We start from the raw sequence: 12,186 nt of genomic DNA on the forward strand, positions 1-12,186 counted from the left end.
ATCCATTTAGGGGGATCACGTGCGCACCAGACTCGCCCAAGTCATCGAGTGGCACCGACCGCTCATGCTCTTCTCCGTCGCCATGGTCGCCATGGCGGCCTTCTCCCTCGCCGGGCTCGTCGTGGACGACCGGATGATCGCCGGCGCACCCAACTGGCTCAAGACGTTCAAGTTCGCCGTGTCGTTCATCGCCTACAGCGTGACCTGGGCCTGGCTGATGTCGCTGCACCCGCGCCGCCCGCGCCGGCTGCACCACATCGGCACCCTGCTGGTCGTCGCGGGGGTCATCGAGATGGTGGCGATCGCCGGGCAGGCGCTGCGCGGCAGGCGCAGCCACTTCAACGTCGAGACCCCGTTCGACGCCACGCTGTGGGTCGTCATGGGCATCACGGTGGCGGTCATCTGGACCGCGACCCTGGTCGTTTCGGTCTCGGTCGCGCGCAACGTCGCCATGCCCCGGCCGCTTCGGCTCGCGGTCGTCACCGGCATGGCGACGTCGCTGGCCGGAATGCTCATCGGCCCGCTGATGTCGCAGCGGGACACCGGGATCATCGGGACCGCGGGGGCGCACTCGATCGGCGTGGTCGACGGCGGGCCCGCCATGCCGATCACCGGGTGGAACCTGGTCGGCGGCGACCTGCGGGTCGGGCACTTCGTGGGCATCCACGCGCTGCAGGTGCTTCCGCTGGTCGCGATCGTGCTGGCCGCCCTGGTCACCCGGTACGCGATCCTGGCCCACGAAGAGGTGCGCACCCGGCTGGTGTGGACCGCGAGCGGTGTCTACATCGGACTGTTCGGCCTGGTCACCTGGCAGGCGTTCCGCGGGCAGGCCCTGGTCGAGCCGGACTCGGTCACGCTGCTCGCGTTCGCCGGGATCATCGCGGCGGGCGCCGCGGGAGTCGCGTGGGCCAAGTCCGCGGCACGGGCGCTGGTGTCCGCGTGAACGACCTGCTGTTCGACCTCGCCTTCTACGTCACCGTCCCGTTCTGGGCGCTGATGGTCTTCGCGCCCACCTGGTCGTGGACCCACCGGATCGTCTCCTCACCGTGGATCGTGCTGCCGCCGCTGGGCGTCTGGGCGGTCCTCGGCGTGCCACGGCTGCCCGAGCTGTGGGCGCTGTTCACCACGCCGACGGTGGAGAAGCTCACCGCGTTCGCCGCCGACGGCGCGGGGATCACCCTGATCTGGGCGCAGGTGATCGCGTGGGACCTGTTCATCGGGCGGTGGATGTACCTCGAGTCCCGCAGGCTCGGGATCCACCCCCTGATCATGGGGCCCCTGCTCGTGTTGACCATCCTGCTCTCACCGATCGGGCTGCCGGTGTTCCTCGTGCTTCGGGCGCGCACGCGCGCGTAGGCTCCCGGAAGTGACCGCAATCGACATCGACACAGACCCGACGGCCTTCGCGGAGCAGGCGGCGAAAGCGCTTGCCGAACGGACCGGGGTGGAACGACACGACCTGGCCTTCGTCCTCGGCTCCGGCTGGCGGACCGCCGCCGACGACCTCGGCGACCCGATCGCCGAGGTCCCGATGGCGGAGCTGCCCGGCTTCCTCGCGCCGACGGTCCAGGGACACGGCGGCACGATCCGGTCGGTCGACGTCGACGGCAAGAAGGTCCTCCTCGTCCTCGGGCGCACGCACCTCTACGAGGGCCACCCGGTCGCGCGTGTGGTCCACGGGATTCGCACGGCGGCGGCCGCCGGTGTGCGCGCCGTGGTGCTGACCAACGCGGCGGGCTGCCTCATGGAAGGCGTGCGGGTCGGCCAGCCGGTCCTGATCAGCGACCACCTGAACCTGACCGCGCGCTCCCCGCTGGTGGGCGCCGAATTCGTCGACCTGACCGACCTGTACTCCTCACGGCTGCGCGCCGTGGCCCGCGAGATCGACCCGACGCTGGTCGAAGGCGTGTACGCGGGCCTGCCGGGACCGCACTTCGAGACCCCGGCGGAGATCCACATGCTGCGGGTCATGGGCGCGGGTCTGGTCGGTATGTCCACGGTCCTCGAAGCCATCGCGGCCCGCGCGGCGGGTGTCGAGGTCCTCGGGCTGTCGCTGGTGACGAACCTGGCGGCGGGTATCACCGGCGAGCCGCTCAACCACCTGGAAGTGCTCGAAGCCGGTCGGGAAGCCGCGGGTTCGATGGGCACGCTGCTGCACGGGCTGGCCCTGCGGTCGTGACCCGACTGACCTCGGACCTGCGCGACCGCGCGTTCCGCTGGATGGCCGACGACCCCGACCCGGACACCAAGCTGGAACTGCAGAAGGTGGTCGCGGCCGCGATGGGCGGCGACCCGGCGGCGATCGACGAGGTGGCCGACCGGATGGCGGGCACGCTGGAGTTCGGCACCGCCGGGCTGCGCGGGCCGGTGCGGGCCGGATCCAATGGGATGAACCGTGCGGTGGTCATCCGGACCACCGCCGGTCTCGCGTCCTGGCTCAAGGCACAGGGGCGCACGTCGGGGATCGTGGTCGTCGGACGGGACGCCCGGCGCGGGTCGGAGGCCTTCTTCGCCGACGCCGCTGGGGTTCTGGCCGCCGCCGGGTTCGACGTGCGGGTGTTGCCCCGGCCGCTTCCGACGCCGGTGCTGGCTTTCGCCGTGCGCAAGTTCGGGGCGGTGGCGGGAATCCAGATCACCGCGTCGCACAACCCGCCCGCGGACAACGGGTACAAGCTCTACCTCGACTCGGGCGCACAGATCGTGCCGCCCGCCGACCGTGAGATCGAGGCCGCCGTCACGACGAGCCCGCCCGCGGTGTCCGTGCCGCGCTCCGACAACTGGACGACGCTCGGCGACGATGTCCCGCGTGCGTATCTGGACCGGGTGTCGTCGCTTCCGCACGGCACCGCCCGCGAACTGCGCGTGGTGGCGACCGCTCTGCATGGCGTCGGCGCGGGAACGCTGGCGTTGGCGTTGAACCAGGCCGGGTTCGTCGACGTGCGGATGGTGTCGGAGCAGGCCCAGCCGGACCCGGACTTCCCGACGGCGCCGTTCCCGAACCCGGAGGAGCCGGGGGCGACGGATCTGTTGCTGGCCAAGGCGGCCGAGGTCGACGCCGACGTGGCGATCGCACTGGACCCGGACGCCGACCGGTGCGCGGTAGGTGTCCGCGGTCCTGAGGGCTGGCGGATGCTGCTCGGCGACGAGACCGGCGCGCTGCTCGGCGTGCACACCCTGTCCACTTTGGACCGAATGATGCATCCGGATGCCTTGGTGGCCAACACGATTGTGTCGTCCTCGCTGCTCGCGTCGATCGCTTCGGCACACGGCGTTCGCTATGACGCGACGCTGACCGGATTCAAGTGGCTGATGCGCGCCGGCGACGGAAACGGCACCGGGCTGGTCTACGCCTACGAGGAGGCGCTCGGCCACTGCGTCGACCCGGATTCGGTGCGGGACAAGGACGGGATCTCCGCGGCGGTGCTGGTGTGCGACCTGGCAGCGACCTTGCGGGCTTCCGGTCGGACGCTGCTGGACGCGCTGGACGACCTCGCCGTGACGCACGGCCTGCACCTGACACGGCAGGTGTCGTTGCGGGTCACCGATTTGGCGCGGATCGCGAAGCTCATGTCGGATCTTCGGGTCGACCCGCCCTCCGAGCTGGCGGGGGTGGCGGTGACGTGCGAGGACTTGCTGCCTTCCGCGGATGTGCTGCGGTTCAGCGGGGAGGGCGTGCGGGTGATCGTGCGTCCGTCCGGGACGGAGCCGAAGATCAAGGCGTACTTGGAGATCGTCGAGCCGGTGCCGGATCGTTCTTCGCTGGCCGGTGTTCGGGCGCGCGCTCTCGGTTCTCTGGATGCGTTGGCTGACGAGGTGGCCGGGCTGCTGCGGTAGGTGATCTGGCAGACTCGGTGGCCGTGCCCAGACTGCTGATCGTTCACCACACACCGTCACCCGCGCTGCAGGCGATGTTCGAGGCCGTGGTGTCGGGCGCGAGCGATCCCGAGCTGGCCGAGGTCGAGGTCGTCCGCGAGCCCGCCCTCTCCGCGACCGCCGCCGACGTCCTGGCCGCCGACGCCATCGTGCTCGGCACCCCGGCCAACATCGGGTACATGTCGGGCGCCTTGAAACACTTCTTCGACACCGTCTACTACCCGTGCCTGGACGCCGGGAAGGGCACGCCCTTCGGCTTCTACGTCCACGGCAACCAAGGCACCGAGGGCGCCGTCACCAGCATCCGCACCATCACCAAGGGAATGGGCTGGACGCAGGCGGCGGAACCCGTCGTCGTCCTCGGCCAACCCGAAAAGCCCGACCTGGACCGCTGCTGGGAACTCGGCGCCACGGTCGCAGCCGGCCTCCTCTAGTCCGCGAGTCCAACGTTCCCGACAACGAGTTCGACGTTCGGGACCTCCTGAACGTCGAACTCGTTGTTCTGACTGTTGGACTCGTTGTTCTGGGTGTTGGACTCGTTGTTCTGGGTGTTGGACTCGCGGTTAGCGGCTGGTGGTGCGCAGGGAGTCGGGGAAGTAGCGGGCGCCAGCGGGGGTGGGGACGGCTGCTTCGAGGGCCTTGATGTCCTCGGGGGTGAGGACCAGGTCGGCGGCGGCCAGGTTTTCCGCCAGGTACGTGCGGCGCTTGGTGCCCGGGATGGGGACGACGTCCTCGCCGCGGCTGTGCACCCACGCCAAGGCCAGCTGACCCGCGGTGACCCCGCGTTCGGCCGCCATCGTGCGCAGGCGCTCGGCGATGGCCAGGTTCTCCTCGAAGTTGCCCTCGGTGAAGCGCGGCTGGAACTTGTCGCGCATGTCGCCTTCGGGGAGGTCGGCGCGGGAGGTGAAGCGGCCGGTGAGAAAGCCCCGGCCGAGCGGGGAGTACGCCACGATGCCGATGCCCAGTTCCCGGGCGACCGGCAGGATTTCCGCCTCCAGGTCACGGGTCCACAGCGACCACTCGGTCTGCAGCGCCGCTATCGGGTGGACGGCGTTCGCGCGGCGGATGGTTTCCGCACCCGCCTCCGAAAGCCCGAGGTGCCGGACTTTGCCCTCGGACACCAGCTCGGCCATCGCGCCGACGGTCTCCTCGATCGGGGTGTCCGGGTCGACGCGGTGCTGGTAGTACAGGTCGATGTGGTCGACGCCGAGCCGCTTCAGCGACGCCTCGCAAGCGGAACGGATGTACTCGGCGTCGCCGCGGACGCCTCGGGCCAGCGGGTTCGCCGGGTCGCGGACGATGCCGAACTTCGTGGCCAGGACGACCTGGTCGCGGCGGTCGGCGATGGCCTTGCCGACCAGTACCTCGTTCGTGTGCGGCCCGTACATGTCCGCGGTGTCGAGCAGCGTCACCCCGCCGTCCAGTGCGGCGTGGATGGTGGCGATCGACTCCATGTCGTCCGTCTTGCCGTAGAACTCGCTCATGCCCATGCAGCCGAGGCCCTGGGCGCCGACTCGCAGGTCGCGCAACAAGCGGGTCTTCATGCGGAAGCCTCCTGGGACCGCGCGAGGCGGTCATAGTTGTCGATCTTGTAGTCGAGGATGTCGAGACAGGCCAGCAGCTGCTGGATGTGCGCGGCGACGTCGTCGCGGTGGCGTTCCAGGATTTCCTTGCGCGGGGCCGCGGTGACCGCGCCCTCGCGGCACAGCGCGGCGTACTCGCGCATCATCTGGATGGGCATGCCGGTGGTGCGCAGCTTGGTCAGGAACTCCAGCCACGCGAGGTCGTCGTCGGAATAGGCGCGCCTGCCCGCGGAGTCACGCGCCGGGGGCGAGATCAGCTCGATGCGCTCGTAGTACCGGAGGGTGTCGATCGACAGCCCACTGCGGTGGGCCGCCTCGGCGATCGGGTAAGTCACGCCTCGACCGTATGACCTGGAGTGCGCTCCAGGTCAACTACAAATCGCTTTCCTTCGGCAAAGCCCACGCTTCCAGGTGCTCGGCGAGCTTCGGGACCTCCAGCGCGCCCCGGCCGACTTCGCGGACCAGGTCCAGGGCGTCGTCGGTCTCGGCGTCGATCCACCAGCCGTTGAGGTCGCAGAAGGTGACCACCGCGACCCAGCCCAGGCGCCAGTTCCCCTCGGCCAGCGGCCGGGTGCGCACGATGGAGTCGAGCAGGGCGGCGGCCTTGAGCCACAGGTTGTCGTACGCCTCCACCCCGAGCACGGTCGCGCGCGGGCGGTGCGCGGCGGAGTCGAGCAGGCCCAGGTCGCGGACCACCAAGTCGCCACCGGTCACGGCGGCGGCCAGGACGAGCAGGTCGCCGGCGTCGAGATAAGTCGTCACACCGTGCCGATGCGGTCGAGCAGGCCCCGGTAGCGGGGCAGCACCCGGCCGAGGACCTCGCCGAGCTGCTCCTCGCGGTGCAGCCGGGCCCAGCGGTCGGCCAGCGCCAGCCGCAGGATCTCCTGCTTGGAGCGCCCCTCCGCGGCCGCGAGCTCGTCGAGGTGGGCGTTCTCCTCGTCGGTCAAGCGCAGTGTCATCGCCATGCGACCAGCGTACCGCAGTGGTACCACGGTGATACCAATAACCCTGTTGCCAAACCGCCTCGCGCTAAGCTGAGCTCCGTGCCCCGACCGAAGACCCATGACGACGCGCTGCGGGTCCGACTGCTCGACCGGGCCGGTGAGCTGATCTCCACCCAGGGCGCGTCCGCGTTGAGCCTGCGCAAACTCGCCTCCGATGTCGACACGTCGACCACGGCGGTCTACTCCCTGTTCGGCGGCAAGCCCGCCCTGGTCCGCGAGCTGTACGTCGAGGCGTTCGACCGACTCGGCCGCAGGCTGCGCGCGGTGACGCCATCCGACGACCCGAGCGAGGACATGGTCCGGCTGGGCCTGGCCTACCGGGAGAGCGCCTTGGCCGACCCGCACCTCTACGGCGTGATGTTCGGCGACGTCATCCCGGGTTTCGAGCCCGACGAGGACGCGCACGCCGAGGCTTTGGCCGCGCTCGCGCCGCTGCAGGACATCATCCACGCGGGCATCGACGCGGGGGTGTTCGCCGAGCCCGCCCGGCACATGGCGATGGCCTGCTGGGGCATCGTGCACGGGCTGGTGTCGCTGGAGCTGTCCGGCAACCTGCCGCCGGATCTCGACGTCGAACCCACCTACGAGCGGGCGCTGCGCAACAACCTTGTCGGCTGGCTGATCTAGACCGCGCCGTACTGTCGGTCGCCCGCGTCGCCGAGGCCGGGGACGATGAAGCCCGAGTCGTTGAGCCGCTCGTCGATGCTCGCGGTCACCAGCCGGACCGGCAGACCGGCCTGGCGCAGGTGCTCGACGCCCTCCGGCGCGGCCAGGGCGCAGATCGCCGTGACGTCGGTGGCGCCGCGGTCGACCAGCAGATTGATCGTGTAGACCATCGAGCCGCCGGTGGCGAGCATCGGGTCGAGCACGAACACCGGCCGGTCGGAAAGGTCGGCGGGCAGCGACTCCATGTACGGCGTCGGCTGCAGGGTCTCCTCGTCGCGGGCCAGGCCGACGAAGCCCATCTGGGCGTCGGGAATCAGCTTGTGCGCCTGGTCGGCCATGCCCAGCCCGGCGCGCAGGACCGGCACGAGCAGCGGCGGGTTGGCCAGCCAGTGCCCGTCGGTGCGTGCGACGGGCGTGTGGATCCGCTCGACCCGCAGCGGCGCGGCGCGCATCGCCTCGTAGGTGAGCATCACGGTCAGCTCGTGCAGCGCGGCCCGGAAGTTGGCGCTGTCGGTGCGGGCGTCTCGCATGACCGTGAGACGGGCTTTGGCGAGCGGGTGATCCACGGTCAAGACGTCCATGACCGCACACGGTAGCGGTTGGGCGACCGGTGTGGGTCGAGTGACAAGTTCGGCATACCGAGGATCGTCGTCGCCCGATAGGGTGACGCGGTCCGCCGAGCTGGAGTGACAGATGCCCGACTTACCCACCGCAGCACCGGTGTTCGTCGACCCGACCGGCAAGCGGCGCAAGCACGTGCGAACCACCGCCGTCGTGAGCGTCGCCGCACTGGTCGCCGTGGGTGGTCTGCTGATCGCCGCGCTGTTCGGCGCGCCCATCGGACCGACGGCGTCGCTGCCGATCCCGCCGCCGCCGTCGGCACCTGCGCAGCCCGTGCCCGCAGAGACCACTGCCGCCAAGGCCCCGACTTCGCGCACCGAGACCTCCGAGGCGCCGACCAGCACCACGACGACGGCGTCGAAGGCCCCGGCGACAACGACCAGCTCGTCCGCCGCGGTCACCACGACCAAACCCGGCAACACGCCTCCCGGCCGGCCCAGCGAGTTGCCCCGCCCGACCAAGCCGCCGCGCTAGTGGCGCGGCATCTCCGGGCACGCAAGCCGCGAGCGCACTGGGTTCTGCTCGTCGCCGTGCTCGTCGCGGTGGCCGGTTTGCTGACCGTGCAAGCGGTCATGAGCGGCGGACTCGGGGCGGAAGGCGCCTCACCGACCGGCACGGCGAACACTGTGCCCGCAGCCGCGCGCGACGGCGGCGCGGTGATCGATCCGCGCGGGGACACCCCGGTGACCGTCGGGCCGAAAGACAAGATGCTCGCCCTGACCTTCGACGACGGCCCGGACCCGGAGTGGACGCCGAAGATCCTGGAGACCCTCGCCCGGCACAACGTCCGCGCGACGTTCTTCATCACCGGCGCCGGCGCGGCGAAGTACCCCGGCCTCGTCGACGAGATCATCCTGCGCGGCCACGAGATCGGCCACCACACCACCACGCACACCGACCTGCGCACGGCGAGCGAATCGCGCACGTGGATGGAGCTGCGGGCGACCGACCTGGCCCTCGCGTGGACCGCGAACCGCACCACCGCACTGGTGCGCCCGCCCTACGCCGCGACGCCGGAGTCCCTCGACGACCTGGCCTGGCAGGCCGCGCGCAGGCTCGGGGCCGACGGCAGGCTCGTGGTGCTCTCCGACCTGGACTCGCAGGACTGGCGCAAGCCAGGGGTGGACGCCATCGTCGCGAACTCCACACCGCGCGACGACCGGGGCGCGGTCCTGCTCATGCACGACGCAGGCGGCGACCGGACCGAGACGGTGGCCGCGCTGGACCGGCTCATCCCGGACCTACAGGCACGCGGCTGGACCATCGGGACGGTGTCGACGACGACCGGCCTGCAGGACTCGGGCGCGTTGCCGGGGCTGCTGGCCCGCCTGGGCGGGCTGCTGCTGGTGGGCATCGTGCAACTCGCGCAGTTCGTCGCGGGATCGTTGGAAGTGGTGTTGATCGCGGCGACCGCGGTGGCCGCGCTGCGCACGCTGCTGGTGCTGCTGACCACGGGCATGCACGTGCGCCGGGTCCGCGGAAAACGTTTGCGGCCGGTCCGCTACCCGGTCACGGTGCTGGTGCCCGCGTACAACGAGGCGAAGGGCATCGAGGCTACTCTGCGGTCGATCCTGGAATCGCGGCACCCGCTGGAGATCATCGTCATCGACGACGGCTCCATCGACGGCACCGGGCGCATCGTCCGAGACCTGCAGCTGCCCAGGGTCCGGCTGATCCGGCAGGCCAACGCGGGCAAAGCGGCGGCGCTGAACACCGGTCTCGCCGCGGCGCGCACGGAGCTGATCGTCATGGTCGACGGCGACACCGTGCTGGAACCCGAAGCGGTCGGCACGCTCGCCGCGCACTTCGCCGACCCGACGATCGGCGCGGTGTCGGGCAACGCGAAGGTCGGCAACCGCGGCGGCGTCCTGGGTCGCTGGCAGCACATCGAGTACGTCATCGGCTTCAACCTCGACCGTCGCATGTACGACGTGCTGCAGTGCATGCCGACCGTGCCCGGCGCGATCGGCGCGTTCCGTCGTTCCGCGGTGCTGGAAGTGGGCGGCGTCGGCGAGGACACGCTCGCCGAGGACACCGACCTCACGATGGCGTTGGAGCGCGACGGCTGGCGGGTGATCTACTCGGAGGGCGCGTGGACCGAGGCCCCGGCGACGCTCGGGCAGCTGTGGAAGCAGCGTTACCGCTGGTGCTACGGCACTTTGCAGGCCGTGTGGAAGCACCGGCGGGCGGTCATAGAGCCGGGGCAGTCGGGCAAGCTGGGCAGGCGCGGGCTGCCGTACCTGCTGATGTTCCAGGTGCTGCTGCCGGTGCTGGCGCCGATCGTCGACGTCGCCGCCGTGTTCGGCCTGCTCACCGGCGACGCGACGACGACGCTGCTGACGTGGCTCGGTTTCCTGCTGATGCAGGCGATCCCGGCGATCATCGCGTTCCGGCTCGACAAGGAGCGGCTGGGCCCGCTGTGGGCGTTGCCGCTGCAGCAGTTCGTGTACCGGCAGCTGATGTACCTGGTGGTCATCCAGTCGCTGGCCACGGCCGTGTCGGGGGTGCGGCTGCCCTGGCACAAGCTGGAGCGGCGCGGTCAGGACCTAGCCCTTGTGGGCCAGGACGGCGAACATCGTCACTGACATGTGGAAGTCGCCTGCCGCGGCGCCCTCGGCCAGGTCGGCGAGGAACTTGTCGGCCTGATCCTGGGTGATGGCGCCGCGATGGATGCCGGTGGCGGCCAGCATGCGCACGAGGGAGCCGTCGGCGGCGGCGTTGTCCTGGATCAGGGCCTGCGAACCGATGTCGGTCACCTTCAGCCCGGCGGCGGTGAGCTGCCCGGCGAGCCCGCGCCCGCTGTGGGGGTTGGGCGTGGTGGCGAGCATGGCCCCGGTGAGGGCGTTCAGCACGGCCGGGTCGCCGGGGTGCAGGATCGCGGTCGCCCAGTCGGAGTCGATCACCACCGCCCGCCCGCCCGGCCGCAGCACCCGGGCGATCTCGGCGGCCGCCCGCTCGGGCTCGTGGAGGTGCTGGAAGACCCGCTCACAGCGGACGGCGTCGAAAGTGTTGTCCGCAAAGGGAAGTTCGTACGCGTCGCCGTCGACGAACCGGGCGGCGCTGCCCCTCGCGCGCTCCTCGGCGATCGACCGCATCCCGGCGTTCGGCTCGACCCCGACAGCGTCGCCCGCGGACCCGACCGCGGCGGCGAACGCCTGCACTTCCGAGCCGGTCCCGGCGCCCACGTCGAGGGCCTTCTCGCCTGGCTGCGGGTCGAGCGCGAGCATCGCCCACTGCCGCAGCCGCTGGATGCCGGGCAGGGCGGCCTGCAGGTCGAGGAGGGCGACCAGCCGGTCCAGGTCGGCTGGATTGATCCGCTCGGCGCGGAACGACGGTTCACTTTCTGGCATGAGCCCACCGTAGCCGGGTCGGATCGGTTCGGTTGCGCCTCGCGACGTCACCCGATCGCGCTACGCTGCCCGGCGTGAGCGAGCAGCCGGCAATCCCAGGTCCGCACGAGATGCGCGCGTCCAACGACGACCGGGAGCGCTTCTCGAAAATCCTCCACGAAGCCATGTCCGAGGGCAGGCTCACCGTCGGAGAACTCGAGGAGCGGTTGGACCAGGTCTACGCCGCGAAAACCTACGGGGACCTGATCCCCGTGGTCCGCGACCTGCCCGGCTACCAGGTGGTCCCGCGAATCCAACAGCCACTCGCGACGCCCGCACCCAACCGCATCGGCGGCCGCGGCACGTCGTCCAACGCGATCGCGATCATGTCGGGCTCGGACCGCAAGGGGCCGTGGGTGGTCCCGCCGTCGTTCAACGCCATCGCGATCATGGGCGGGGTCGAGATCGACCTGACCCAGGCCACGTTCGAAGCGGCGGAGACCGTGATCCAGGCCTACGCCCTGATGGGCGGGGTCGAGATCCGGGTGCCCGAGGGCATCACTGTGGTGGTCGACGGCATCGGCTTCATGGGCGGCTTCGCCAACTCCGTCCGCACCCAGGGCCCTCCCGGCTCCCCGGTCGTCCGCATCACCGGCTTCGCCATGTGGGGCAGCGTGGACGTCAAGCCGCCGCGTCGGCGCAAGGACAAGCGCGGACACCGCGAGATCGAGCACTGACCCGCTTTAGGCGTTGATCGGTCGCGCGTGTCACTGGGTTCGCCAGGATGGGCGGGGGTCGACGTGCGGCCCGAAGAACCACAGGTGGTGGTGCTCGACCCGTCCCCTATCGCTTGTACAGGCGCGCGATCCCTGCGGGCCACAGAGGCGGTCGACGCGATGGATCATCGCCCGTAAGCGGCGGCGAGAGGTCCACGGCCAGGGCAACCAAGACGTGGTGCGGGGAACAGAAGCAGCACCGCGGGCAACCCGGCCTGCTCCATCGCGGAGCCGACAGTGAACCAGCGCTCGGGCGCTCCCGTGCCGCTGCCTCAACCCGACTCTGACTGACACGCGGTCGCGCCGAGTTGGCCACGAAGGCCCGCAGCGCGAC

Annotated in this window: 15 protein-coding genes; 9 read left to right on the forward strand and 6 right to left on the reverse strand. The window is 70.7% G+C overall.

Going from position 1 to position 12,186, the window contains the following annotated elements:
- The first annotated feature begins 19 nt into the window (after window positions 1-19).
- Genes ACRDSQ_RS09630 through ACRDSQ_RS09650 form a run of 5 tightly spaced genes read left to right on the forward strand, consistent with a single transcriptional unit; the run spans window position 20 to window position 4,307 of the window.
- Window positions 20-943, forward strand: coding sequence for a hypothetical protein (locus ACRDSQ_RS09630; protein ID WP_431420497.1), 924 nt, complete (start codon window positions 20-22; stop codon window positions 941-943).
- On the forward strand, window positions 940-1,356 hold the full coding sequence (locus ACRDSQ_RS09635; protein WP_431420498.1) for an ABA4-like family protein: 417 nt from the start codon (window positions 940-942) through the stop codon (window positions 1,354-1,356). The genes ACRDSQ_RS09630 and ACRDSQ_RS09635 overlap by 4 nt, the downstream gene beginning before the upstream one ends.
- A gap of 10 nt (window positions 1,357-1,366) precedes the next feature.
- On the forward strand, window positions 1,367-2,179 hold the full coding sequence (locus tag ACRDSQ_RS09640; protein WP_431420499.1) for a purine-nucleoside phosphorylase: 813 nt from the start codon (window positions 1,367-1,369) through the stop codon (window positions 2,177-2,179).
- Window positions 2,180-2,220: 41 nt separating this feature from the next.
- Complete coding sequence (locus tag ACRDSQ_RS09645) at window positions 2,221-3,834, forward strand: phospho-sugar mutase (protein WP_431420511.1); 1,614 nt, start codon at window positions 2,221-2,223, stop codon at window positions 3,832-3,834.
- Between the two features lie 23 nt (window positions 3,835-3,857).
- On the forward strand, window positions 3,858-4,307 hold the full coding sequence (locus ACRDSQ_RS09650; protein ID WP_431420512.1) for a flavodoxin family protein: 450 nt from the start codon (window positions 3,858-3,860) through the stop codon (window positions 4,305-4,307).
- A 129-nt stretch (window positions 4,308-4,436) separates the two neighbouring features.
- Here the strand turns inward: ACRDSQ_RS09650 and ACRDSQ_RS09655 are convergent, their stop codons facing one another.
- The 4 genes from ACRDSQ_RS09655 to ACRDSQ_RS09670 are packed head-to-tail and all read right to left on the reverse strand — an operon-like array spanning window position 4,437 to window position 6,421.
- Window positions 4,437-5,417 carry an aldo/keto reductase gene (locus tag ACRDSQ_RS09655; protein ID WP_431420500.1) on the reverse strand — a complete coding sequence of 327 codons (981 nt, stop codon included), beginning with the start codon at window positions 5,415-5,417 and terminating at the stop codon, window positions 4,437-4,439.
- Window positions 5,414-5,791, reverse strand: coding sequence for a MerR family transcriptional regulator (locus ACRDSQ_RS09660; protein ID WP_431420501.1), 378 nt, complete (start codon window positions 5,789-5,791; stop codon window positions 5,414-5,416). The genes ACRDSQ_RS09655 and ACRDSQ_RS09660 overlap by 4 nt, the downstream gene beginning before the upstream one ends.
- A 37-nt stretch (window positions 5,792-5,828) precedes the next feature.
- Entirely contained in the window at window positions 5,829-6,218 is a 390-nt protein-coding gene (locus tag ACRDSQ_RS09665; RefSeq protein WP_431420502.1) for a type II toxin-antitoxin system death-on-curing family toxin, read from the reverse strand.
- Entirely contained in the window at window positions 6,215-6,421 is a 207-nt protein-coding gene (locus tag ACRDSQ_RS09670; RefSeq protein WP_091383967.1) for a ribbon-helix-helix protein, CopG family, read from the reverse strand. The genes ACRDSQ_RS09665 and ACRDSQ_RS09670 overlap by 4 nt, the downstream gene beginning before the upstream one ends.
- A gap of 78 nt (window positions 6,422-6,499) precedes the next feature.
- Here ACRDSQ_RS09670 and ACRDSQ_RS09675 point away from each other — a divergent pair, with 78 nt between their 5' ends.
- Window positions 6,500-7,087: a TetR/AcrR family transcriptional regulator gene (locus tag ACRDSQ_RS09675; protein WP_431420503.1), complete on the forward strand. Its 588-nt coding sequence runs from the start codon at window positions 6,500-6,502 to the stop codon at window positions 7,085-7,087.
- Here the strand turns inward: ACRDSQ_RS09675 and upp are convergent.
- Window positions 7,084-7,707, reverse strand: a complete 624-nt coding sequence (gene upp / locus ACRDSQ_RS09680) for a uracil phosphoribosyltransferase (protein ID WP_431420504.1) — start codon at window positions 7,705-7,707, stop codon at window positions 7,084-7,086. The genes ACRDSQ_RS09675 and upp overlap by 4 nt on opposite strands.
- A gap of 112 nt (window positions 7,708-7,819) precedes the next feature.
- Between upp and ACRDSQ_RS09685 the strand changes: the two genes are divergently transcribed.
- A complete protein-coding gene (locus ACRDSQ_RS09685) occupies window positions 7,820-8,221 on the forward strand; it encodes a hypothetical protein (protein ID WP_431420505.1) in 402 nt (133 codons plus the stop codon).
- On the forward strand, window positions 8,221-10,332 hold the full coding sequence (locus tag ACRDSQ_RS09690) for a bifunctional polysaccharide deacetylase/glycosyltransferase family 2 protein (protein WP_431420506.1): 2,112 nt from the start codon (window positions 8,221-8,223) through the stop codon (window positions 10,330-10,332). The genes ACRDSQ_RS09685 and ACRDSQ_RS09690 overlap by 1 nt, the downstream gene beginning before the upstream one ends.
- Here ACRDSQ_RS09690 and ACRDSQ_RS09695 read toward each other — a convergent pair.
- Window positions 10,294-11,097 carry a methyltransferase domain-containing protein gene (locus ACRDSQ_RS09695; RefSeq protein WP_431420507.1) on the reverse strand — a complete coding sequence of 268 codons (804 nt, stop codon included), beginning with the start codon at window positions 11,095-11,097 and terminating at the stop codon, window positions 10,294-10,296. The genes ACRDSQ_RS09690 and ACRDSQ_RS09695 overlap by 39 nt on opposite strands.
- Window positions 11,098-11,171: 74 nt before the next feature.
- Here ACRDSQ_RS09695 and ACRDSQ_RS09700 point away from each other — a divergent pair, with 74 nt between their 5' ends.
- Entirely contained in the window at window positions 11,172-11,813 is a 642-nt protein-coding gene (locus ACRDSQ_RS09700) for a DUF1707 SHOCT-like domain-containing protein (protein WP_431420508.1), read from the forward strand.
- Window positions 11,814-12,186 lie beyond the last annotated feature (373 nt).

Source organism: Actinokineospora sp., assembly GCF_050699995.1.
Classification (GTDB): domain Bacteria; phylum Actinomycetota; class Actinomycetes; order Mycobacteriales; family Pseudonocardiaceae; genus Actinokineospora.

Bases quoted from the DNA above. Each gene is read 5' to 3' on its own strand.
- upp (WP_431420504.1), bottom strand. From the start codon at position 7,707: ATGGACGTCTTGACCGTGGATCACCCGCTCGCCAAAGCCCGTCTCACG.
- ACRDSQ_RS09685 (WP_431420505.1), top strand. From the start codon at position 7,820: ATGCCCGACTTACCCACCGCAGCACCGGTGTTCGTCGACCCGACCGGC.
- ACRDSQ_RS09655 (WP_431420500.1), bottom strand. From the start codon at position 5,417: ATGAAGACCCGCTTGTTGCGCGACCTGCGAGTCGGCGCCCAGGGCCTC.
- ACRDSQ_RS09670 (WP_091383967.1), bottom strand. From the start codon at position 6,421: ATGGCGATGACACTGCGCTTGACCGACGAGGAGAACGCCCACCTCGAC.
- ACRDSQ_RS09645 (WP_431420511.1), top strand. From the start codon at position 2,221: ATGGCCGACGACCCCGACCCGGACACCAAGCTGGAACTGCAGAAGGTG.
- ACRDSQ_RS09695 (WP_431420507.1), bottom strand. From the start codon at position 11,097: ATGCCAGAAAGTGAACCGTCGTTCCGCGCCGAGCGGATCAATCCAGCC.